This window comes from Streptomyces sp. NPDC002868 (assembly GCF_055563295.1).
On record NZ_JBVHDR010000004.1, the window covers coordinates 306,007 to 326,807 of the forward strand.

A 20,801-nucleotide genomic window follows, 5' to 3' on the forward strand; every position below is an offset into this window, starting at 1 on the left:
CTTCCCGCCCGGGGTGTCCTCCGCGCGGGCTGACCGGAGTGTGGGATGTGCGACTGTGCGACGTTCGTCGCTCCGGGGCGAGACGAAAGTGGGCCGTGGGCGGCGGGGCGGGCTGCTTAGGGTGCGGGCGTGAACGCGTCATCGAAGATATGGGCCGGCTGGACGTGGCTGGCGGCACCCGAGCTTTGGTCGCGGAGGCGGACCGTCGGCGAGGTGGTGCTCGCGCTGGTGCTCGGTCTCATGGCCGCCGGAACCGAGGAACTGACGGGCAGCGCGGGGCTGCGGCTGCTCGGCGTCGGGGCGGCGGCCGCGCTGCTGTCGCTGCTGCGGCGCCGGATGCCCCTGCCGGTGCTGGTGGTCACCGGGGCGCTCGCGCCGCTCTTGAGCGGCTTCGCGCCGCTGCTGATGGTCGTGGGCTGGTCGGCGGGGCGCAGGATCGTGGGCGCCGGCCGGGCGCTGGTCGCGTTCACCGTCGCGTACGGCCTCTTTGTCGGCATCATGCTTGTCGACACCTGGTCCGAGCAGACGCCGATGACGCTGGTGCTGCTCGCCACTCTGTACTTCCTTGCGACGGCGGTCGTACCGGGCCTGGCCAGCCGTTACTGGACGCAGCGCCGGACCCTGCTGCACACCCTGCAGCAGCGCAACGTCCAGCTCTTGCGGGAGCGCGCGATGGTGGTGGGGCAGGCGCGGCTGCGTGAGCGCCAGCGGATCGCTCAGGACATGCACGACAGCCTCGGTCACCAGTTGGCGCTGATCTCCGTGCACACCGGTGCGCTGGAGGTGGATCCCGAGCTGACGCCGCGGCAGCGGGAGGCGGTCGGGGTGCTGCGGGACGCTTCGGTGACCGCAATGCATGAACTGCGTGAGGTCGTCGGGATTCTGCGGGACGGGGTCGAGGGGCCGGCGCCGGTTGACGAGTCGGGGCGGGTCGCGCGTGGGACGGCCGGTATCGGGGGGCTCGTGGAGGCCGCGCGAGCGGCGGGCAACGCGGTGGAGTTGCGGTGCAAGGGCGAGGCGCGGGCGCTCGCCGCGGCGGCCGACCATGCGGCGTATCGCATCGTGCAGGAGGCGCTGACCAACGCGTACAAGCACGCTCCCGGCGCTCCGATCGACGTGGAGCTGCGATACGAGCCGGACTCGGTCGTCGTCGAGATCGTCAGCGGGGCAGCTGGGGCGTCGGCACCCGGCGAGGTGGTCAGCGGCGGGCAGGGGCTGACCGGGCTGCGCGAGCGGGCGCGGCTGGTCGGCGGCATCGTGCATGCGGGGCCGGCGGACGGCGGGGGCTTCCGGGTGGCTGGAGTGCTGCCGTACGGAGTCGTGGAGGCCGCGCCGTTCGTCGCTGCGGAGGACGACTTCCGCCAGCAGTCGCCGAAGGCCGCGCTCGGGAACGGTGATCCGGTCATGGACTGGACTGTTTCGGAGCGGGAGTTGGCGATGGGTGGGAAGAGCAGTGGCGGGGGGTTCGCGCTGGGATGCGGGATTGCCCTGGCGGCGTTGCTGGTGCTGGTGGTGGCGGGTGTCTTCGGGATGTTCTTCCTGGTGGGGTCGGTGAGCGACGGGATGATCGACCCGGCCCAGTACGAGCAGGTGAAGATCGGGGCGTCCGAGGAAGAGGTGCGCGACCAGCTGCCGAGCGGGGACACGATCACGACGACGGGGCTGAGCGGCAAGGGCCCGAAGGAGCCTGCGGACTCCAAGTGCATGGTGCTGATGTCCTCGGAGGTGGGGGACAGTATCGAGACCGAGCCGGTGTTCCGGTTCTGCTTCAAGGGCGGCAAGCTGATCGAGAAGAAGTCCTACGAGGTCAGCCGCTGAGGGCGGTGGGCGGCGGCGGGTGCCGGTAGGCGGCGGTTGTGTTGTGGGGGTGCCTGTGGTGTGGGGGTGCATGTGACGGGGTTGCCGACGGGTGCGTCGACAGGGTCGCCGAGCGGTTCGCCGATCCGGGTCGTCGTCGCTGATGACGAGCCGCTCATCAGGGCGGGGATCCGGATGATCCTCACCTCGGACCGCGAGATCGAGGTCGTGGCGGAGGCTGCGAACGGGCGCGAGGCCATCGACCTGGCGCGTTCCCACACCGCCGACGTGGTGCTCCTCGACATCCAGATGCCGGTGATGGACGGGCTCACGGCGCTGGGGGAACTCCGCAGGGCGGCACCGGCGACGCGGGTGATCGTGCTGACGACCTTCGGTGAGCGGGAGAACGTACTGCGGGCGCTGGAACACGGGGGCGCCGGGTTCCTGCTCAAGGACACTGCACCCGCGGAGCTGATCCGGGCGGTGCGGGCTGCGGCCGCGGGCGAGGCGTATCTCTCCCCCGGAGCGACCCGGCATGTGGTGGACCAGCTCGCGTCCGGGCGGGCGGCTGCGCGCGGCGAGGAGGCGCGGGCTCGCGTTGCCGGGCTGAGCGCCCGCGAGCGGGAGGTGCTGGCGCTGCTCGGCGAGGGGCTGTCCAACGCGGACGCCGGGAGGCGGCTGCATATGAGCGAGGCCACGGTGAAGACGTATGTGAGCCGCATCCTGGCGAAGCTGGAGTGCGAGAACCGGGTGCAGGCGGCACTGCTGGCGCGGGACGCCGGGTTGGACGGTGGGTGGTGAGCGGGTGAGCGGGTGAGCGGGTGAGCGGGTTGGGCGTGGGGGCCTGCTTGCGGGCGTCGTGCCTGCGGGCGTCGTGCCTGCGGGCGTCGTGCGGGCGGGCGTCGTGCGGGCACGTGGGCGTCCTGACGGGCTGACGTTTCACGTGGAACATCCGCGTTGACGTGTTTCACGTGAAACGCCCGCGGAGGATGGACTCTCCGCGGGCGTTTCACGTGAGGTGTGCGCTGCGCGCGGCACCTGTAGTCAGGCGACGAGACGCGCAGCCAGGGCCTTGCCCTTCTGGGCAGCCTCGTCGAGCGCCTTCGAACGGGAGGCGTCGGCCAGCGGAATCAGCTCCGCCATCTCGGGCTTGGAGTGAGCCAGTGTCAGCTCGGGGACGATGAAGTCGACCTCAGCGCCGAGCATGCCGGTCAGCACCTTCTCCAGGTAGTTCTGGACGAACTCGTAGTCCTCGCGCGGGGTGCCCGGAGCGTATGAACCGCCGCGGCTGGCGACGACCGTGACCGGGGTGCCGGCCACCGGACCGTCGGGGCCCGCGTTGTGGCCGACGACGATCACCTGGTCCAGCCATGCCTTGAGAGTGGACGGGATCGTGAAGTTGTACATCGGTGCGCCGATCAGAACGGCGTCCGCCGCCTCGAGCTCGGAAGCGAGCTCGGCGCGCAGCGCGTCCTCTATCCCCGCGGAAACGGCGGCGAAGTCCAGGTGGGGCAGGGGCGTGGCGGCGAGATCGCGGTAGACGACCGTGCCCTCAGGGTGCTGCTCCTGCCAGGCCTGGACAAAGGAGGCGGTGATGTCGCGGGAGGCCGAGCCCTGAGGAAAGACGGCGGAGTCGAGGTGCAGCAGTGTGGCCATGAGGTTCTCCATGAGGGGGTGGTGCGTGATGAAATTCCGTACGCACCTATAGATAGCATAGGTACTTATCTTTCGTAAGTTCATGGGGATGGCGCAGTACTCTGGAGGCATGGCGGAACACAGCGAAGAGGCGTGCAAGAGGGTCGATGGGGGCATCACGCGCGTCTTCGAGCTGCTCGGCAAGCGCTGGACCGGGCTGATCGTCTCGGTGCTGATGCAGCGCGCTGTGCACTTCGCGGAGCTGCGGCGGGCAATCCCGGGCATCAGCGAGCGCATGCTCTCGGACAGGCTGACCGAGCTGGGGGCGGCGGGGTTGGTCGTGCGAGAGGTCGACGAGGGGCCGCCGCTGCGCGTCGCGTACCGGCTGACCGAGGCCGGGGCGGCGATGGAGCCCGCGCTCAAGGAACTGGCGCTGTGGGCCGACACGTATCTGGCAAAGGGCGGCTCGGACCCCTGCTAGCGGGGCTCCCGGCTCGGACGGAGGCTCAAGGGCGGGGTTTGGGCGCTTGAGCCTTGCAGGCCGCGGAGTTGCGCAACGTTATCCACAGGGGGAGACGGTTGTCGGGCAGCGGCGGTACCGTCGTTGGCAGTTGATGTTGGAGTCGGTACGACGACGGGGGAGGCAGCGCGTCATGAGCCAGGCGGAGACGGTGATGCCGGTGCAGCAGGTCGGGGCAGGGGCGACGGGCGGGGAGCGCATTCCGGTGGTGCCGGGCTTCGCACCGCGTCCGGGGCAGGGAACGCCCGGCGTTGCGGACGCCGCCCGGTCGCCGAAGGAGGCGGGGAAGGTGCTGCGGGACCGGGTGCCGCGGGCTTCGCACGACTCGCTGGTGCTCGCGGTGACGCGGCCCGACGCGGTCGAGGCCGTCGAGGAGTCCAGCCGCGGCCGGGTGCCTGGGCTCACGTCGATACGGGTGGGCCGGATGGCCGCATCGCCGTTCGCGTTTCTGCGCGGCTCGGCGGGGTTGATGGCCCACGACCTGGTGGGCACTCCGGTCACCGGGGTGAGCGCGCAGATCTGCGGCGATGCGCACGCGGCGAACTTCGGACTGTACGGCGATGTGCGCGGCCGCCTCGTCATCGACCTGAACGACTTCGACGAGACCGTTGTCGGCCCGTGGGAATGGGACGTCAAGCGGCTCGCCGTCTCACTGGTGCTGGCCGGGCGGGTGGCAGGCGCGGACGAAACTGTCTGCCGGGCGGCCGCGTTCGACGCGGTGGGCGCGTACCGGCGCACCATGCGGCTGCTGGCCAGGCTGCCCGCGCTGGACGCGTGGAACGCCATCGCCGACGAGGAGCTCGTCTCCCATACGGACGCGCGCGATCTGCTCGGCACGCTGGAGCGGGTCTCGGAGAGGGCCCGTAACAACACGAGTGCGCGCTTCGCCGCCAAGGCGACGGAGGAGTGTGGCGACGGCGGACGGCGCTTCGTGGACGCGCCGCCGGTGCTGCGGCGGGTGCCGGACGCGGAGGCGGCGGCCGTCGCCTCGGCGCTCGAGGGGTATCTGCGCACGGTGTCGGAGGACCGGCGGCCGCTGCTCGCGCGGTACGCGATCCACGATGTGGCGTTCCGGGTGGTGGGAACAGGGAGCGTTGGCACGCGGTCCTATGTGGTGCTGCTGCTCGACCACCGGGGCGAGGCACTGGTGCTTCAGGTGAAGGAGGCGCGGGCCTCGGCACTGCTGCCGTATCTGCCGGCCGCCGGGTTCCAGGTGGCGGAGGTGGACCACGAAGGGCACCGAGTGGTGCTCGGCCAGAAGCGGATGCAGGTGGTCAGCGACATTCTGCTCGGCTGGACGACGGTCGACGGACGGCCTTTCCAGGTACGGCAGTTCAGGAACCGCAAGGGAAGCGTGGACCCGGCGGCGCTTGCGCCCGACGAATTCGACGACTACGGGCGGATGACCGGTGCGCTGCTGGCCCGGGCGCATGCGCACAGCGCCGACCCGCGGCTGCTCGCCGGGTACTGCGGCAAGAACGAGGAGCTGGACGAGGCGGTGGCCGGCTTCGCCATGACGTACGCGGACCGTACGGAAGCGGACCACGCGGATCTGCTGGCGGCGATCAAGAGTGGGCGGATAGCCGCTGAGCTGGGGGTGTGACGGGGTGCTTCGCCGCGCCCGTAGGCTGGGCGCGTGACCCAGGATGCATCCGGCGGGCCGACGACCCGGAACGACGAAGAGCAGGACGCGCAGCCACGGCCCGAGGCCCGGCTGGACAAGGCGGTGCGCGCGGCCGAGCAGGCGCTGATCGAGTTCGAGATCGCGTTGGAGACGTTCCGGGTGGAGGTGGAGAACTTCTCCCGGCTGCACCACCAGAAGCTCGGTCCGATGTACGCGCGCCTGGACGAGCTGGACGCGCAGATCGCGGAGGCCCGGGCCGCTCGTAGCGGCGATCCGGAGGATCTGCGCAAGGCGCAGGAGGCGCGGGCGATGGTGATGCCGATGCCCGGTGTCGACGAGCTGTTCCACGACTGGATGGACTCCGAGGGCCTCTCCCCCGAGGCCGCCGCGATGCTCAACGACCAGCCCGTGCGGGCGCCGAAGCGGGTGCGTCCCAGCGAGGAGGCACGCAAGCTCTACCGCGAGCTGGCCCGCAAGGCGCACCCGGACCTGGCGCAGGACGAGGGGGAGCGGACACGGCGCGAAGAGTTCATCACGCGCGTGAACGCCGCCTACGGGCTCGGCGACGCGGCGCTGCTGCGGGAGCTGGCCGAGGAGTGGGCGGCCGGGCCTGTGCCCGCCGAACAGCCACTCAGCGAGAGCGAGGAGCTCTACGCCCGGCTCGAGTGGCTGTCGCAGCGCAAGGAGCTGCTGACCGCGGTCGCGCAGGAGCTGGAGGAGAGCGCGATCGGCGCGATGCTGAAGATGGCGCCCGAGGACCCGGACCGGCTGCTGGAGGAGATCGCCGAGCAGCTGCTCGTGCAGGTCGCCGAGCGTGAGAAGGAACTGTCCGGACTGGTGCAGTAGGTTTTCTGAGGTTTCTCAGGAGCCGAGAGACCCTGCCGCGTATGTTCGAGATGCACGATATGTGTGAGATGCACGAGAGAAGGCATGACCATGAATTTCGCCCCGCTGCCCTCGGTGGACGCCGCGGCGGTACCGTCCGACGGCCTGGTACTGGACGTCCGGGAGGACGAAGAGTGGGCGGCCGGGCATGTCGAGGGCGCGCTGCATGTCCCGATGAGCGACTTCGTGGCCCGCTTCGGTGAGGTGACCGAGGCTCTGGCCGACGGGGGCCGGGCGTATGTGATGTGCCGGGTCGGCGGGCGGTCCGCGCAGGTCACCCAGTATCTGGTGCAGCAGGGCATCGACGCGGTGAACATCGAAGGCGGCATGCTCGCATGGGACGGCGTCGGCCGCCCGATGGTCACCGACACCGGCAACCCGGCGTTCGTCCTCTGAGGCACGAGGCACGAGGCACGAGGCACGAGGCACGAGGCTGGGGGCACGAGGCTGGGGGCACGAGGCTGGGGGCACGAGGCTCGGGGCTGCGAGGCTTGATTCGGCTCCCTGAGCCGTTAGCCGAGGGGGTGAGCGGCCAGCAGGTCGCCCAGGGCCTCCTCATGGGCCGCGGCCGGGCCGAGTGAGAGCTCGAGCTGCTTGGCCCAGGCGTGGTAGCGGTGCAGCGGATAGTCGGTGTCGGCGCCGAAGCCGCCGTGGAGATGCTGCGCGGTCTGGACGACGCGGCGTACGCCCTCCGAGGCCCAGATCTTCGCCACCGCAACATCGCCGGACACCGGCAGCGGGCCGCCGACTCCCGTGCTCTCCCGCGCCGGGGTCAGCCGCCAAGCCGCCTGCCAAAGGGTCGCTTCCATCGCGCGCAGATCGATATAGCGGTCGGCGGCCTGGACGGCGACTGCCTGGAATGTGGCGACCGGGAAGCCGAACTGCTCACGTTTTCCGGTGTACTCGCTGGTCATCGCGAGCACGCTCTCGCCGAGCCCGAGAGCCAGTGCACAGGTTCCGGTGGCCAGGAGCTGGCGCAGCCACTCCCAGGCGCCGTCGGCGTCGATCAGTTCGCGGCTGTCGATCCGTACGGAGTCGAGGCTGACCTCGGCGAAGCGCTCGCCGCTGGTGGAGACCTGCTCGCCGAACGTGATGCCTTCACGGTCCCGGGGGACCAGGGCGAACGCGGCCCGGCCCTCACCGGTGTGCGCCGGCACGGCGATCCGGTCCGCGGACTGGGCCCAGGGCACGCCCGTCTGCACCCCGTCGAGCACCCAGCCGGCCCCATCACCTTGTGCGCGGGCAGGGCGCGCGGCGACGGCGAGCTCGGCGGGGTCGTGGCCGGTGCGGCCGTTGGCCCCGACGGTGAGCACCAGTTCGCCGCGGCCGACGCGGGGCAGGATCTCGTCGCTCAACTCGGTGCTGCCGTAACGCTCCACGGCCATGGCGACCGCGCTCGTCTCCAGCAGTGGCACCCGCGCCAGCACCTTCGCGGACTCGCGCAGCACCAGGCAGAGCGCGATTGGATCGAGGCCGGCCCCGCCGTGTTGTGGCGACAGGACCAGACTCAGCAGATCGGAGTCCGCGAGCTTGGCCCACAGCGGCCGGTCGAACTCCTCGGCCACCGCGCCCGGGGTGAGCGCGGGGCTCGGCACTCCGTCGGGCGCGACGCCCGAGAAGACCGCCTTCGCAGCCTCGACCGCCGCCTGCTGCTCCTCGGTGAAGGTGAAGTCCACTGCCCTGTCCTCCCACGCACCGGTGCTGCCCTGAAATCCGTATCTGACGGACCGTCAAGATAGAACAGGTTCTTGAAAAAGAACACAGCGTGGGAGGGAGCGACCCAGGGCCTGCTCAGCGGTCGAAGTCCAACTCCACTTCCGGTGTGGCCGGATGAGACTGGCAGGCCAGCACATAGCCCGCCTCGGTCTCCTCCGCCTCCAGCGCGAAGTTGCGGTCCATGCGCACCTCGCCCGAGACCAGGAAGGCCCGGCAGGTACCGCAGACCCCGCCCTTGCACGCGTACGGCGCGTCCGAGCGGCTCCGCAGCACGGTCTCCAGCAGTGACTCGCCTTCCCGCACCGGCCACTTGCCGGAACGGCCGTCCAGGGTCGCGGTCAGTTCGGCATGGGCCGGCGCGGTCACCGGCCCCGGCCCGGGCGCCGAGCCGTCGTCGACATGGAAGATCTCCTCGTGGATACGGCTCCGGTCCACCCCGAGCCGGCGCAGCGCGCGCTCGGCGCCCTGGACCAGGCCGAAGGGGCCACACAGGAACCAGCCGTCCACGTCGGTCACCGGAAGCAGGGCGGGCAGCAGCCCCGTCAGCCGCTCCTGGTCCAGTCGTCCGGACGGCAGTCCCGACTGCTGTTCCTCCCGGGAGAGCACGGTGACCAGCTGAAGACGGTCCGGGAAGCGGTCCTTGAGGTCGGCGACCTCGTCAAGGAACATCGTCGACGCCGCGGTACGGTCGCTGCGTATCAGACAGAACCGGGCCTCCGGCTCCCGCGCCAGCAGCGTCGCCGCCATCGACAGCACCGGGGTGATGCCGCTGCCGCCGACGACCGCTGCGAAGTACCCGGGGCGCGGGGCGAGGAGGAAGCGGCCCATCGGCGGCATCACCTCGACGGTGTCGCCGACACCGAGCTCCTTGAGCGCGAACGTCGAGAACTCGCCGCCGTCGACCAGCCGGATGCCCACGCGCAGTATCGGATCACCGTTGGCCGGGGCGGCCGGGGCGCAGATCGAGTACGTACGACGGATCTCCTCGCCTTCCACCAGCCGGCGCAGGGCCAGGTGCTGGCCGGGGGTGTGGCGGAAGGTCTCGCGCAGCTCGGGCGGCACCTCGAAGGTGACCGCCACCGAATCGTCCGTGAGCTGTTCGACCTCGCTGACCCGGAGCGGATGGAACATCTACAACTCCTTGAAGTGGTCGAAGGGTTCGCGGCAGCTGACGCAGCGGCGCAGTGCCTTGCAAGCGGTGGAGGAGAACCTGCTCAGCAGCTCGGTATCGGTGGAGCCGCAGTTCGGGCAGCGTACGGAGAGAGTGAGCGGCACCGGCCCCTCAGCCGTGTGCGGGCGGGGCGGGGCTATCCCGAACTCGGCGAGCTTGCGCCGTCCTTCCGCGCTGATGTCATCTGTCGACCAGGCCGGGGAGAGGACCTTGACGACCGAGACGTCCGGTATTCCGTGGTCATGCAGCACCTGCTCGATGTCCGAGGTCATGGCCTCGATCGCCGGGCAGCCGGTGTAGGTCGGGGTCAGCTCCACTTCGACCCTGCCGGGCCCGAGGATCTGAACCCCGCGAAGCACGCCGAGCTCCTCCAGCGTCAGCACCGGCAGCTCAGGGTCTGGCACGGAGCCGGCGAGCCTGCGCAGCTCCGCCTCCAGTCGCGTCTCAGTCACGTCGGTCACCATGACGCCCCCGGGTGGCTGCGGTGCAGATGCTGCATCTCCGCCAGCATCCGCCCGAAGGACTCGGTGTGCAGACCCTGCCGTCCCGCGCCAGCCGCCCAGCCGCCGGCCCGCGGCCCGTCGGGCACGGACAGCGTCGCCCGCTCCAGCACGGCGGTGACGGCCTCCAGCCAACCGGCCTCCAGCGCCTGCCAGTCGACGTCCAGCCCTTCGACCGGCTGGAACATCTCGCCGGTGAACCGCCACAGCGCGTCGCACGCCCGCTGCATCCGCTCATGGCTCTCGGCCGTGCCGTCGCCGAGCCGCTCGGTCCAGTGCTCGGCGTGGTCCTGGTGGTACGCCACTTCCTTGACCGCCTTGGCCGCGAGCCCGGCGAACTCGCTGTTCCCCGCCGTCAGCTGCCCGTACAGCAGTCGTTGGTAGAGGGAGAAGTAGAGCTGGCGGGCGATGGTGTGGGCGAAGTCGCCGTTCGGCTGCTCGACCAGCTGGAGATTGCGGAACGCCCGCTCCTCGCGCAGATACGCCAGCTCGTCCTCGTCCCCGACGAGGGAGAGCAGCACCCGCGCCTGCCCCAGCAGGTCCAGCGCGATATTCGCGAGGGCGACCTCCTCCTCCAGGACGGGCGCATGGCCGGCCCACTCCCCCAGCCGGTGCGAGAGCACCAGCGCATCGTCGCCGAGGGCGAGCGCCGCGGCATTGGCCGTCGCGGTCACAGGTGCTTCACCCCTTCCGGGATCTCGTAGAAGGTCGGGTGACGGTAGGGCTTGTCGCCGGCCGGCTCGAAGAACGAGTCCTTCTCGTCGGGCGAGGACGCGGTGATCGCCGTGGAGGGAACCACCCAGATCGACACGCCTTCGTTCCGCCGGGTGTACAGGTCGCGGGCGTTGCGCAGGGCCATCTCCGCGTCCGGGGCGTGCAGGCTTCCCGCGTGCGTGTGGGACAGCCCGCGGCGCGAGCGCACGAAGACCTCCCACAGCGGCCAGTCGGTCGAGCTGCTCATGCCGTCGCCTCCCCGGGCTTCGCGTGCTGTGCTTGGTGTTTCGTGGCGTACGCCGCGGCCGCGTCCCGGACCCAGGCGCCCTCTTCGTGGGCCCGGCGGCGCTGCGTGATCCGCTGTTCGTTGCAGGGGCCGTTGCCCTTGAGGACGTCCTGGAACTCGGCCCAGTCGATCGCGCCGAAGTCGTGGTGGCCCCGCTGTTCGTTCCACCGCAGATCGGGGTCCGGGAGGGTGAGGCCGAGGGCTTCGGCCTGCGGTACGCAGATGTCCACGAAGCGCTGGCGCAGCTCGTCATTGGAGTGCCGCTTGATCTTCCAGGCCATGGACTGCGCCGAGTGTGCTGACTCATCGTCCGGCGGGCCGAACATCATCAGCGACGGCCACCACCAGCGGTTCACCGCGTCCTGCGCCATCTCGTGCTGGGCGGGCGTCCCACGGGAGAGGGTGAGCAGCAGCTCGTACCCCTGGCGCTGGTGGAAGGACTCCTCCTTGCAGATCCGGACCATCGCGCGGGCGTACGGACCGTAGGAGCAGCGGCAGAGCGGCACCTGGTTGGTGATTGCCGCGCCGTCCACCAGCCAGCCGATCGCGCCGACATCGGCCCAGGTCAGCGTCGGGTAGTTGAAGATCGATGAATACCTCTGGCGGCCGGCGTGGAGCTTGTCGAGCAGCTCCTCGCGGCTCGTGCCCAGGGTCTCGGCGGCGCTGTACAGATACAGCCCGTGGCCCGCCTCGTCCTGGACCTTGGCCATCAGGATCGCCTTGCGGCGCAGCGAGGGCGCCCGCGTGATCCAGTTCGCCTCCGGCTGCATGCCGATGATCTCGGAGTGGGCGTGCTGAGCCATTTGGCGGACGAGCGTGGCCCGGTAGGCATCGGGCATCCAGTCGCGCGGCTCGATGCGCTCATCGGCGGCTACGGCGGCGTCGAAAACCGCCTCGTACGTATCCGCAGTCACTGCCGTCATCCGGGCCCCCTACCGACCGATCGTTCGGTTCATTGACTTCAATGGTGGGTCGACGGCCCGTAGGGTGTCAACCCTGTGGATAACTGAGGTGGACCGATGGGGATCGGGGCGGGATGGACTCCTACGAGGACGAGGACGTCAACGGCGCCAGGAGCCTGAGCTCCGAGCCGCGGCCCGGCCGCGTCCCCAAGGCCCGTACGCAGCCCGAATCCCACCCTGAATTCGAACCCGCGGTCGAGTCCGAGGTCCAGCACCAGCTTGAGCAGGAGCACTGGCACCGGTTTCCGCCGGTCGCGCCCCCCGACGCCGCCGAGCCCGCAGCCCCCGAGCCCGCCCCCGTCCGCGGCATGGCGGCCCTCTCCCTCCCCTACCAGGTCGCCGCCGCCGTCTCGCTCGCGATTATCGGCGCTCTCGCCTGCGTCCACCTGGCCATGGTGTTTCTGCACGTCGCCCCGTCCAACACCGTCACCAAGCAGTACGGCAAGGCGGTCGACGGCTGGGTCTACCCCGAGTTCGAGCAGAACTGGAAGCTCTTCGCCCCCAACCCGCTCCAGCAGAACGTCGCCGTGCAGGTGAAGGCCGAGTTCACGGCCACCGACGGCAGCCGTAAGACCACCGACTGGATCGACCTCACCGCCGAGGACGGCGAGGCGATCCGCGGCAATCTCCTCCCCAGCCATGTCCAGCAGAACGAGCTGCGCCGGGCGTGGGACTTCTACATCAACTCCCACGACAACGAGAACCGCGCCAACGGCGTGCGCGGCCAGCTCTCAGAGAGATATGTCCGCAGGATTGTGATGATGCGCCTCGACGCGCACGACCTGGGAAGATCCGTCGAGCGCATCCAGCTCAGGTCCTCGACCCGCTCGGTCAAGGCCCCGGAGTGGAGCGACGAGAAGATCGACACCCGCCCCGCCTACCGGGTTCTGCCCTGGTGGACAGTCACCGCCGCGGATCTGCCCGAGGGTGTCGGTAACGGCCGGACGGAGGCGGGCACGTGAACGACACCGCCGACCGCGGGGTCGCGCGCGCTGTCCAGCGCATCACCTCCACGGCCCTCGGTCCGTACCAGAGCGCCGTCGTCCGGATCGGCTTCGCCGCCACCTGGCTGCTCTTCCTGCTGCGTGAGCTGCCCAATCGTCATGAGATGTACGGCCCCAACGGTCCGTGGAGCTGGGACATGGCGCGGCAGCTCATAGCGGGCAATGACGCCTTCACCGCGCTCATCTGGTCGGACACCACTCTCTGGTTCGAGGTCGTGTACGGCCTCGCCGTGCTGTCCAGCGTGCTGCTGATACTCGGCTGGCGTACCCGCACCATGTCCGTGCTTTTCATGATCGGTGTGCTCTCGCTCCAGAATCGCTCCATCTTCATGGGCGACGGCGGCGACAACGTCATCCATCTGATGGCGATCTATCTGGTCCTGACGCGCTGCGGGCAGGTCTGGTCCCTGGACGCACGGCGCGCGGCGCGAGCGTTGCCGGGGGTGGCGGCCGAACCGGACGCGCAGGGAGTACCGGGTGGGTCGGCGGTGCAGGGCACGCAGGAAGCGCCGGGCAGGCCGTCCCGCGACCGGGTCGGCCCCGTGCTCTGGGCGGTGCTGGGACTCGCCCTGGTCATCGCCACATTCCTGAACCAGACCGGCTGGCTCGTACTGCTGCTGCTCGGGGTGCTCTGGGTGGGGCTGGGGCTGTGGTGGATGGTGAGCCGATACGCGCCGAACAGCGAGCTGCGCACCCTGCTGGACGTTCTCGCCAACCTTGCTCACAACGCCGCTCTCGTCGTGATCATGGCCGAGGTCTGTCTGATCTACGCCACCGCAGGCTGGTACAAGATCCAGGGCTCCCGCTGGCAGGACGGCACCGCGCTCTACTACCCGCTCAAGCTCGATTACTTCACGCCCTGGCCGGCCCTCTCCGACCTCCTCGCCTCCGGTGGCGTGATGGTGATGGTGCTGACGTACGGCACGGTCATCGTGCAGGTCGCCTTCCCGTTCACGCTCTTCAACCGGCGAGTCAAGAACGTCCTGCTGGCCGCCATGATGCTGGAGCACGCGGCCATCGCCGTACTGCTCGGGCTGCCCTTCTTCTCACTCGCGATGATCGCCGCCGACGCGGTCTTCCTGCCGACCGCCTTCCTGATCTGGCTCGGCGGGCGGGCGGCGCGCGGGCGGGACCGGCTGTTCTCGCGCGCGGACGTCGCGGGGCGGCTGGAGCAGCGGCGGGGTAGCCCGGACCAGCCCCGTACGCTCGTCGGGTGAGCACCACCGAAGAACCGATTCAGTACGACGACGCCTACAGCCCCGAGGTCGGCGTCGGGCCGTGTCCGCTGCCGTGGCCGCAGGACGGGCGGTACGACCCCCAGCTGCTGGCCGAGGGCGACCGGCGCAATGTGGCCGACCACTACAGGTACTGGACGCGCGAGGCGATCGTCGCCGACCTGGACACACGGCGGCTCCGGAGCAGCGGTCCAACGTCGTAGACGCAAGACCGGGTTCAAGGCCCTGTTCTGCCTGGTCAGGTCTGCGAAGTGCCACGAACCGCCGGTGATTCCCAAGCTCAGAGCGCGGGTTCGATTCCCGTCACCCGCTCCGACAGAAAGCCCCGGGCCAGCGGCCCGGGGCTTCTTTGTTGTCTGAACGGCGCTAAGCGCCTTGCACCAGATCCGAACCAGAAGGACGGTCGCGAGACCGCGCCGACAGCCGGGCCGATGACGTGCCAGATGGCGTTCTCCGGTCCGAGGCATTGCCGGGGCACGCAGACTGGGCTCGTCGTATCCTCAGGATGTGCGACGCCCAGGGCACCGTCCGCACCGTCAGTACGGCAAGCACTCCACGAGTGCTGCACCCGGTGCGCACCAGATCGGGCGGCGAACCGCGATCAACCATGGTTCACACGTCCCCCGTGCGCGCGTCCACCTGGTCTTCCCACCGCTGCGGGTGGATCGGCCGGGCACAGCCGCTGACAAGACGTACCCGCTCCTGCCGGTGGCCGAAGACCCTCTCTCAAACAGGCTTCCTCACGAGCCGTGCGCCCGCCGCTCGATGCGCTCCACCAGGTCGGCCGCCATCGTCTTGATAGTCTCCAGCCCCTGTTGACCCCAGGGATGCGGATCCTGGTCCACCACGCAGATCGTGCCCAGCACCATGCCCGTGTTGTCGATCAGCGGAGCGCCCAGGTAGGAGTGGATCCCGATGGCGTCGACCACGTGGTTCCCGGCAAAGCGTGGATAGTCGCGGACATCCTCCAGCACCAGAGCCTTGCGCCGCCTGACCACATGCGGGCAGAAACCAATGTCGAAGTCACGAGGCATCACCCGGCCGGGCACGGGATCGTCGAGAAGGGGGGACTCCAGGTTCACGGTTGTGTCGGCGGCCGCGCTGTACAAGCCCGCGAAGTACTGACGGCTCTCGTCGACAAGGAAGTTGACCCCCGCGTAACACCCCCCGGTGCGCTGCGCGAGTTCACGCGCGAAGTCATCGAACTCCGGAACGGGCTTGTCCTCGATCCCCAGTTCCCGAAGTCGGCGCGTCCGGGCTTCTGCCTCAGGGTCCTCCGGAGGGAGAAGCAGATGACGTACGGCGATCGCTATGTCACCTCCGAAGGGAGACCTGTACACCATCTCAGCCATGCGAACTCCTTGAAGTGATCAGATGCTGCACGAGGGAAAGTAGAACCCGAATACCCGAGCTGGACAGGCGAGCATCACACAGGACCACCGGGACCTCAGGCTTGAGGTCCAGCGCCGCCCGCACCTTTTCCGGCTCATAGCGGTGCGCCCCGTCGAACTCATTGACCGCGACGACGAAGTTGATGCCACGTGCTTCGAAGAAGTCGACAGCCGCGAAACTGTGGTCCAGCCGACGGGTGTCGGCGAGCACTACCGCACCGAGCGCACCGGCGGACATCTCGTCCCACATGAACCAGAAACGCTCCTGACCGGGCGTGCCGAACAGATAGAGCACGTGGTGGGGGCTGACGGTGATCCGGCCGAAGTCCATCGCGACCGTGGTGGTGGCCTTGTTCTCCACGCCCTCCAACCTGTCCGTGGCAGCACTGACCTCGGTCAGCAGTTCTTCCGTGCTCAGCGGCTCGATCTCGCTCACTGCTGCCACAAAGGTGGTCTTGCCCACCCCGAAACCCCCGGCGACCAAAACCTTGATCCCCATCGGAAGGGAGTCGGCGCCGGGTGCCTCAGAGCCGTTTGAGGAGCCCATCCCGCAACGCCTCCAATAGATCTAGATCGGGGGGAGAGTATGACCCCCGTGTTCCCATGTCGAAGCGCCGTGTGACGACCGCCCCACGCTCCACCAAGTCGGACAGCAGCACCTTGATCACCGTTGCCGGCATGCGCGTGTGCCCCGCGATCTCAGCCACCGTGACCGGCGTCCGACACAGGTCAAGCACATGTCCGTGATCCAATCCGAGGTTGGTCCGCAGCACGGTACCCGTGGCCACCACCATGGTCATCAAGTCGAATTGGCAGGTGGGTCTGGTGCGTCCGTCACTGACGGTGTACGGCCGAACCAGCCGCCCCAGGGCATCATCGAGCAACGGCCTATGCGGATCGTCCGGGTCATCCGGCATCTCTCACTGCCCCGCCGGCTGACGGGGAGCGGCCCCCAGGTGGCTGCGGACGCTCTTCACCATCATGGTCATCTCGTAGCCCAGCACTGGCACATCCGCCTCGCGCCCGGCCAGCACTGCCAACAGGGCGCCCTGCCCGGCCGCGGAGACAAAAAGCAGCGAGCTGCTGAGTTCGGTCACGATCTGCCGCACATCATCGCCGTCATCGAATCGCTTGCCGGCACTGCGCGCCAGAGAGTAGAGCCCGCTGGCGAGGGCCGCCAGATGATCCGCCGCGTCTTTGTCCATTCCATCCGAGGCCATCACCAGACCGTCCGAGGACAACAGCAGTGCGCTCCGCGTATGCGGTACGCGCTGCACAAGGCCGCTCAACAGCCAAGAGAGATCTTCGCTCACCACAATTGCCCACTTCTCCTCAATGACGTGAAACTGCTAGGGGGCCGGGTCCGGTCGGAGCTCCCCGCCGAGGGACGGGGAGGTGTCAGTTTCCTCGGAGTCCTCAGCCAGGCGGACGCCGCTCTGAAACGCGGCCATCAAGCCGGGATCGTGATCGTCTTCCTTGGGCGCCACGGCAGCGTGGGGGGACTGCCGCAATTCCGGGGCGAGGTGTTCCTGACGGCGCCGCTGGGGCAGTACGGGGGGAGCATCTCCCTGCGTGGGAGCCGCGACGGGGGCGAGTAGTGGTTCGGCCACCGGTGCGGGTACCGGGCCCCGAGCGACAGACGTGTCCGGCGCAAGTGCCTGCTCCGTCGAGTCGTCGGCGTGTCCATGAGGGGCGGCGGGAGTGAGGTCCGACTGTTGTTGCCGTGATTCCACCACGTCCGGGCCCCGGCCCAGCAGCTCGTGCGGCAGCACCACCACCGCCTGTGTACCGCCGTAGACGTTGCTCTGGAGTTGTACGACGATGCCGTGCCGCCGGGCCAGCACAGAGACCACATACAGGCCGATGCGACCGTCCTGGAGCAGCTCGCCCAAGGCGATCCCCTCAGGGGAGGCGAGCAGGGCATTCATCTGGTCCCGCTCAGTGGAGGTCATGCCCAGACCGCGGTCCTCGACCTCGATCGCCAGCCCGGCGGTGACGTGCTCGGCACGCAGCAGCACCTGGGTCTGGGGACGGGAGAACACCGTGGCGTTCTCCACCAGCTCCGCCAGCAGGTGGACCACGTCGACGACCGCGTGCCCGCTCACCGTCCCGTCCACCGGAGGCACCATCTTGACCCGCGAGTACTGCTCGATCTCGGCGGCCGCGGAACGCATCACATCGGCCATGCTGACCGGTCGGGTCCACTGGCGATAGGAGACGTCGCCGCCGAGCACGGCCAGATTCTCGGCGTATCGCCGGATACGGGTGGCCAGGTGGTCCACATGGAACAAGCCTTTGAGCAGGTCCGGGTTCTCGACCTCGTTCTCCAGGTCGTCCAGCAGCCCGATCTCGCGGTGCACGAGAGACTCCAGCCTTCGGGCCAGATTGGCGAAGACCTCGAAGTGCTCGCCGCCACGCTCCCGTGCCCCGAGCTCCACCACAGTCGCCTCGGCAACGCGCTGGGCGGATGCGATCTCTTGCCCCAGCCGATCCAGCGCATCACCCGTCCGCTTGGGCAACGGGCCGGACTGATGCCGCTGATTTTCTGTCAGCTGTTGCCCAGGCTCCATCTGCCGTTGCAACTTAGCCAGTTCGGCCTGGCCGCGTGCCGCGAACGAGCTCAACTCGATATGGCGGCGTGCCACGGCCCGCGCCTTCCCGGCGGCGATGAACGCTGCGCCCGAGAGGATCATGCAGACGAGCAGCAGCGTGCCATTGAGCAGACCCCAGAAGGCGCTCTTGTCGACGTGGCCCACGCCTGCGGTGAACAGGAGAGCAGCGGCTGCGGCTCCGGTGATCGTGACCAGCACGGCAGGCAACACCGCCAGAAGCACCATGTGGCGCTCAACTGCCTTGCCCGCGCCCACGATGTCAGGGACATGCCACGCCTGAGGGTCGGCGGACACTATCTCCTGGTGGGCATGAGCGGGCAACATCAAACGATCCTGCATCACAGTCCCTGGTTGCATATCGGCCAGCAGGCTGAAAAGTGTACGGCGCACGTTACCTCTAACGGCACCTCACGTCACGGGTGGTGAGGTCGTGGGGATTGATTCGACAGTCCGCACGTCCCTGAACTGGCCCCAGTGCCGTGACGCACTCCTGGTTGAACGAGCCAGAACGTGCCGATCCGTGCCAGAACGAGCGGGCACTCACGGGCAGTGCCGACAACTCAAGGGCACTGACAGCCGCAAGCTGTGCGGAGCGTATGCGCAGACCAGCGGCCGCGGACGATCCGTGACGACCTTGTGATTCCCAAGCTCAGAGCGCACGTCCAAGGTACGCTTGCAGGGCGGCGGGCAAACGGACGTTCTAGGCTCCGCTGCCATGGAGTGGATATCGCCAGTCAGTACGGCACTTGGCGCGGTGATCGGGGTCGGTTCGACGTTGATTGCCGATCGGCTCAGGTGGCGCAGGGAGCGCGCCGGCCAGAGTCTCGACGTGCGGAGGCAGCTCTACGCCGACTACACCGCTGCCCTCTCGCGTATGCGAACGGCGCTCCACGAGTGCGCGCAGGCAGACATACCTGCAAGCGAGCGCCCTAAGAGGGTGCGCGAGCTGTTTCTGGCGCCCGGGGCGTACGAGATCCGCCACCAGCTGGCCATCATCGCCCCGCAAGATGTCGTTGAGGCCGCCCGCGCCGCGTTCGTGGTCTTGAGGCACACGAGAGACCTGCTCGTGGACGGCGCTGTGATCGAGAGCCCGGCGTACAGCGAGCTGGAGAACAGGTTTGATTCGGCAGTGGCCGAACTCCGCCGTGTCATGCGCCGAGATCTCGGCGTGCCCGAATCGACCACGAGACGATGACACCGCCGTGGCAATTCAAGATGCTGACGCCCGCCGCCGCCCGCTGGCTGGACGATCAGGTGCCCGCCCTGGAGGAGCTGACCGGGCACCCGGTGCGCAGCCGGTACAAGCTGCCCAAGGACCCCGACGTGTGGCCCCCGGCGGATGTTGCCGTACTGGGACGTTCAACACGATCAATCAATGGGCCATAGGCCACCGAGCAGCGGGCCCTATGGGCGTTATGCGATGCGGGAGAGCGGCTGTTCGGCGCCGTAGCCTGAGGCGATGAGCGATGACGATGCCACGAGGGCTGTACGGCAGTGGAGTGAGGCCCCGCCTGATGCTGTGCTGCTCGACGGCTTCCATGCGCTGAAGCACGCGCTTCGTTTCGGGGCGGATGTACGAGTCGCAGTCACCGGCAACAAGGAGGCCGCCCTGGCGCTCGCTGCCTCGCTTGCCGACGACGTGACGGACCGCATCCGGGATCTTGTCGTAGAGGTACCAGTACAGACCCTGCGCGAACTGGTGCCGAGGGTTCACCCCACGCAGGTGGCCGCTCTGGCCACCAGGCGCAGCCGTCAGACGAACTTGGCGGGGTTGGGCCGGCTGCCACGGACGTCACCGATCGTCGTTCTGGACAACCCACGCAATCTCGGGAATGTCGGAGCCGTGGTTCGTCTTGCTGCCGGTTTTGGGGCCACAGGTGTGGTTACCACCGGTGACCTGGACCCGTGGCATCCCAACGTGGTGAGGGCGGGGGCGGGTCTCCATTTCGCCACCGCCGTGGAACGGCTCCCCTTCAGTGATCTTCCACCAGGCCCGCTGTACGTCCTTGACCCAGAAGGGGAGGACATCAGGTCTGTGGGCATCCCTGGTGACGCGCTGCTTGTATTCGGCTCTGAGCGGCATGGGGTCTCGCCCGAGCTCCGGGGCCAGGCAACCAAGCTGCTGGCCCTCCCGATGCGGCCCCAGGTGTCGAGCTACAACCTTGCGACCAGCGTGGCCATGGCTCTGTTCCACTGGGGCGGTCCGCTACAGGGACCAGACGCCCAGGATGGCTGAGAGCTCTCCAGACCCGTTGTGTAACAGAAACTTTCAACATCGGGTCGGTGGTGCGTACCGCCAACGCCTTCCTGGCGAAGGAGATCCACATCGTGGGCCGGCGGCGTTGGAACCGGCGCGGTGCCATGGTCACCGACCGGTACCAGCATGTGCGCCACCACCCGGACACGGCCTCCCTGACGGCCTGGGCCGCGGCGGAGGATCTGCCGATCATCGGTATCGACAACCTGCCGGGGGCCGTGCCGCTGGAGCGCACCGAGCTGCCGCGGCGCTGCGTACTGCTCTTCGGGCAGGAGGGGCCCGGGCTGACGGAGGAGGCGCGCAAGCACGCAACGATGGTGTGCTCGATCGCGCAGTTCGGCTCGACGCGCTCGATCAACGCGGGCGCGGCGGCGGCGATCGCCATGCACGCGTGGGTGCAGCGGCACGCGGAAATCCCGCACCCGTAAGCGACAGCGCAGCTGTCGGACGGACCCCGCGTGCGTGCCGACAGCATGGTCCTCGCCGTCGGCA

At 69.0% G+C, this 20,801-nt stretch carries 22 protein-coding genes and 3 pseudogenes; 13 read left to right on the top strand and 12 right to left on the bottom strand.

Annotation, left to right across the window (positions count from 1 at the left end):
• The first annotated feature begins 129 nt into the window (after positions 1 to 129).
• Together ACZ3H8_RS15515 and ACZ3H8_RS15520 are read left to right on the top strand one after the other, a co-directional pair.
• On the top strand, positions 130 to 1,818 hold the full coding sequence (locus tag ACZ3H8_RS15515; protein WP_467401851.1) for a sensor histidine kinase: 1,689 nt from the start codon (positions 130 to 132) through the stop codon (positions 1,816 to 1,818).
• A gap of 72 nt (positions 1,819 to 1,890) precedes the next feature.
• Positions 1,891 to 2,598, top strand: coding sequence for a response regulator transcription factor (locus ACZ3H8_RS15520; RefSeq protein WP_467401854.1), 708 nt, complete (start codon positions 1,891 to 1,893; stop codon positions 2,596 to 2,598).
• 243 nt (positions 2,599 to 2,841) lie between these two features.
• Here ACZ3H8_RS15520 and ACZ3H8_RS15525 read toward each other — a convergent pair whose 3' ends face one another.
• On the bottom strand, positions 2,842 to 3,453 hold the full coding sequence (locus ACZ3H8_RS15525) for an FMN-dependent NADH-azoreductase (protein WP_467401856.1): 612 nt from the start codon (positions 3,451 to 3,453) through the stop codon (positions 2,842 to 2,844).
• Between the two features lie 109 nt (positions 3,454 to 3,562).
• Here ACZ3H8_RS15525 and ACZ3H8_RS15530 point away from each other — a divergent pair, with 109 nt between their 5' ends.
• The 4 genes from ACZ3H8_RS15530 (at position 3,563) to ACZ3H8_RS15545 (ending at position 6,857) form a co-directional block, all read left to right on the top strand.
• Positions 3,563 to 3,913: a winged helix-turn-helix transcriptional regulator gene (locus ACZ3H8_RS15530; RefSeq protein ID WP_467401859.1), complete on the top strand. Its 351-nt coding sequence runs from the start codon at positions 3,563 to 3,565 to the stop codon at positions 3,911 to 3,913.
• Between the two features lie 172 nt (positions 3,914 to 4,085).
• Complete coding sequence (locus tag ACZ3H8_RS15535) at positions 4,086 to 5,555, top strand: DUF2252 domain-containing protein (protein ID WP_467401861.1); 1,470 nt, start codon at positions 4,086 to 4,088, stop codon at positions 5,553 to 5,555.
• Positions 5,556 to 5,588: 33 nt separating this feature from the next.
• Complete coding sequence (locus ACZ3H8_RS15540; RefSeq protein ID WP_307662298.1) at positions 5,589 to 6,422, top strand: hypothetical protein; 834 nt, start codon at positions 5,589 to 5,591, stop codon at positions 6,420 to 6,422.
• Between the two features lie 90 nt (positions 6,423 to 6,512).
• Positions 6,513 to 6,857, top strand: coding sequence for a rhodanese-like domain-containing protein (locus ACZ3H8_RS15545; protein ID WP_467401864.1), 345 nt, complete (start codon positions 6,513 to 6,515; stop codon positions 6,855 to 6,857).
• A gap of 116 nt (positions 6,858 to 6,973) precedes the next feature.
• On the opposite strand, the gene ACZ3H8_RS15550 is transcribed toward ACZ3H8_RS15545, so the two are convergent.
• From ACZ3H8_RS15550 to paaA, 6 genes are all read right to left on the bottom strand, one after another.
• A complete protein-coding gene (locus ACZ3H8_RS15550; protein ID WP_467401865.1) occupies positions 6,974 to 8,137 on the bottom strand; it encodes an acyl-CoA dehydrogenase family protein in 1,164 nt (387 codons plus the stop codon).
• 115 nt (positions 8,138 to 8,252) lie between these two features.
• Positions 8,253 to 9,308, bottom strand: coding sequence for a 2Fe-2S iron-sulfur cluster-binding protein (locus ACZ3H8_RS15555; protein ID WP_467401868.1), 1,056 nt, complete (start codon positions 9,306 to 9,308; stop codon positions 8,253 to 8,255).
• Positions 9,309 to 9,812, bottom strand: coding sequence for a 1,2-phenylacetyl-CoA epoxidase subunit PaaD (gene paaD, locus ACZ3H8_RS15560; protein ID WP_398990222.1), 504 nt, complete (start codon positions 9,810 to 9,812; stop codon positions 9,309 to 9,311).
• Positions 9,806 to 10,522 carry a 1,2-phenylacetyl-CoA epoxidase subunit PaaC gene (gene paaC, locus ACZ3H8_RS15565; protein WP_467401870.1) on the bottom strand — a complete coding sequence of 239 codons (717 nt, stop codon included), beginning with the start codon at positions 10,520 to 10,522 and terminating at the stop codon, positions 9,806 to 9,808. The genes paaD and paaC overlap by 7 nt, the downstream gene beginning before the upstream one ends.
• The gene (gene paaB / locus ACZ3H8_RS15570; RefSeq protein ID WP_254372136.1) at positions 10,519 to 10,809 is read right to left on the bottom strand and encodes a 1,2-phenylacetyl-CoA epoxidase subunit PaaB; all 291 of its coding nucleotides are present in this window, start codon (positions 10,807 to 10,809) and stop codon (positions 10,519 to 10,521) included. The genes paaC and paaB overlap by 4 nt, the downstream gene beginning before the upstream one ends.
• A complete protein-coding gene (paaA, locus tag ACZ3H8_RS15575; RefSeq protein ID WP_467401874.1) occupies positions 10,806 to 11,771 on the bottom strand; it encodes a 1,2-phenylacetyl-CoA epoxidase subunit PaaA in 966 nt (321 codons plus the stop codon). The genes paaB and paaA overlap by 4 nt, the downstream gene beginning before the upstream one ends.
• Positions 11,772 to 11,884: 113 nt before the next feature.
• Between paaA and ACZ3H8_RS15580 the strand changes: the two genes are divergently transcribed.
• The 3 genes and pseudogenes from ACZ3H8_RS15580 to ACZ3H8_RS15590 form a co-directional block, all read left to right on the top strand.
• A complete protein-coding gene (locus ACZ3H8_RS15580) occupies positions 11,885 to 12,772 on the top strand; it encodes a DUF5819 family protein (protein WP_467401877.1) in 888 nt (295 codons plus the stop codon).
• A complete protein-coding gene (locus ACZ3H8_RS15585; RefSeq protein WP_467401879.1) occupies positions 12,769 to 14,031 on the top strand; it encodes an HTTM domain-containing protein in 1,263 nt (420 codons plus the stop codon). The genes ACZ3H8_RS15580 and ACZ3H8_RS15585 overlap by 4 nt, the downstream gene beginning before the upstream one ends.
• Positions 14,028 to 14,225: pseudogene (locus ACZ3H8_RS15590) on the top strand (rRNA methyltransferase); the annotation flags it as partial. The gene ACZ3H8_RS15585 and the pseudogene ACZ3H8_RS15590, both read left to right, overlap by 4 nt.
• Positions 14,226 to 14,789: 564 nt before the next feature.
• On the opposite strand, the gene ACZ3H8_RS15595 reads toward ACZ3H8_RS15590, so the two are convergent.
• From ACZ3H8_RS15595 to ACZ3H8_RS15615, 5 genes are read right to left on the bottom strand one after another with little or no spacing between them, the layout of a single operon-like run.
• Positions 14,790 to 15,401, bottom strand: a complete 612-nt coding sequence (locus tag ACZ3H8_RS15595; RefSeq protein WP_467401882.1) for a GAF domain-containing protein — start codon at positions 15,399 to 15,401, stop codon at positions 14,790 to 14,792.
• The gene (locus ACZ3H8_RS15600) at positions 15,394 to 15,987 is read right to left on the bottom strand and encodes a GTP-binding protein (protein WP_467401884.1); all 594 of its coding nucleotides are present in this window, start codon (positions 15,985 to 15,987) and stop codon (positions 15,394 to 15,396) included. Before ACZ3H8_RS15600 ends, ACZ3H8_RS15595 begins: the two co-directional genes overlap by 8 nt.
• Positions 15,965 to 16,357: a DUF742 domain-containing protein gene (locus ACZ3H8_RS15605; protein WP_307662285.1), complete on the bottom strand. Its 393-nt coding sequence runs from the start codon at positions 16,355 to 16,357 to the stop codon at positions 15,965 to 15,967. The genes ACZ3H8_RS15600 and ACZ3H8_RS15605 overlap by 23 nt, the downstream gene beginning before the upstream one ends.
• A gap of 3 nt (positions 16,358 to 16,360) precedes the next feature.
• Positions 16,361 to 16,756 (bottom strand): roadblock/LC7 domain-containing protein, encoded by a 396-nt coding sequence (locus tag ACZ3H8_RS15610; RefSeq protein ID WP_307662284.1) that lies wholly within the window; start codon positions 16,754 to 16,756, stop codon positions 16,361 to 16,363.
• Between the two features lie 33 nt (positions 16,757 to 16,789).
• On the bottom strand, positions 16,790 to 18,376 hold the full coding sequence (locus ACZ3H8_RS15615; protein WP_467401885.1) for a sensor histidine kinase: 1,587 nt from the start codon (positions 18,374 to 18,376) through the stop codon (positions 16,790 to 16,792).
• A 391-nt stretch (positions 18,377 to 18,767) separates the two neighbouring features.
• On the opposite strand from ACZ3H8_RS15615, the gene ACZ3H8_RS15620 reads away from it, so the two are divergent.
• From ACZ3H8_RS15620 to ACZ3H8_RS15635, 4 genes and pseudogenes are all read left to right on the top strand, one after another.
• A complete protein-coding gene (locus ACZ3H8_RS15620) occupies positions 18,768 to 19,247 on the top strand; it encodes a hypothetical protein (RefSeq protein WP_467401888.1) in 480 nt (159 codons plus the stop codon).
• A gap of 23 nt (positions 19,248 to 19,270) precedes the next feature.
• A pseudogene (locus ACZ3H8_RS15625) lies at positions 19,271 to 19,440 on the top strand (flavoprotein); the annotation flags it as partial.
• Between the two features lie 71 nt (positions 19,441 to 19,511).
• Positions 19,512 to 20,288 (top strand): TrmH family RNA methyltransferase, encoded by a 777-nt coding sequence (locus ACZ3H8_RS15630; RefSeq protein WP_467401890.1) that lies wholly within the window; start codon positions 19,512 to 19,514, stop codon positions 20,286 to 20,288.
• A 32-nt stretch (positions 20,289 to 20,320) separates the two neighbouring features.
• Positions 20,321 to 20,737: pseudogene (locus ACZ3H8_RS15635) on the top strand (TrmH family RNA methyltransferase); the annotation flags it as partial.
• Between the last annotated feature and the right edge of the window lie 64 nt (positions 20,738 to 20,801).

Coding starts and splice junctions, on each gene's coding strand:
- ACZ3H8_RS15555 (WP_467401868.1), bottom strand. CDS start 9,308: ATGTTCCATCCGCTCCGGGTCAGCGAGGTCGAACAGCTCACGGACGAT.
- ACZ3H8_RS15630 (WP_467401890.1), top strand. CDS start 19,512: ATGAGCGATGACGATGCCACGAGGGCTGTACGGCAGTGGAGTGAGGCC.
- ACZ3H8_RS15605 (WP_307662285.1), bottom strand. CDS start 16,357: ATGCCGGATGACCCGGACGATCCGCATAGGCCGTTGCTCGATGATGCC.
- ACZ3H8_RS15545 (WP_467401864.1), top strand. CDS start 6,513: ATGAATTTCGCCCCGCTGCCCTCGGTGGACGCCGCGGCGGTACCGTCC.
- ACZ3H8_RS15600 (WP_467401884.1), bottom strand. CDS start 15,987: ATGGGCTCCTCAAACGGCTCTGAGGCACCCGGCGCCGACTCCCTTCCG.
- ACZ3H8_RS15615 (WP_467401885.1), bottom strand. CDS start 18,376: ATGTTGCCCGCTCATGCCCACCAGGAGATAGTGTCCGCCGACCCTCAG.
- ACZ3H8_RS15620 (WP_467401888.1), top strand. CDS start 18,768: ATGGAGTGGATATCGCCAGTCAGTACGGCACTTGGCGCGGTGATCGGG.
- paaA (WP_467401874.1), bottom strand. CDS start 11,771: ATGACGGCAGTGACTGCGGATACGTACGAGGCGGTTTTCGACGCCGCC.
- ACZ3H8_RS15535 (WP_467401861.1), top strand. CDS start 4,086: ATGAGCCAGGCGGAGACGGTGATGCCGGTGCAGCAGGTCGGGGCAGGG.
- ACZ3H8_RS15580 (WP_467401877.1), top strand. CDS start 11,885: ATGGACTCCTACGAGGACGAGGACGTCAACGGCGCCAGGAGCCTGAGC.
- ACZ3H8_RS15595 (WP_467401882.1), bottom strand. CDS start 15,401: ATGGCTGAGATGGTGTACAGGTCTCCCTTCGGAGGTGACATAGCGATC.
- ACZ3H8_RS15530 (WP_467401859.1), top strand. CDS start 3,563: ATGGCGGAACACAGCGAAGAGGCGTGCAAGAGGGTCGATGGGGGCATC.
- ACZ3H8_RS15525 (WP_467401856.1), bottom strand. CDS start 3,453: ATGGCCACACTGCTGCACCTCGACTCCGCCGTCTTTCCTCAGGGCTCG.
- paaD (WP_398990222.1), bottom strand. CDS start 9,812: ATGGTGACCGACGTGACTGAGACGCGACTGGAGGCGGAGCTGCGCAGG.
- paaB (WP_254372136.1), bottom strand. CDS start 10,809: ATGAGCAGCTCGACCGACTGGCCGCTGTGGGAGGTCTTCGTGCGCTCG.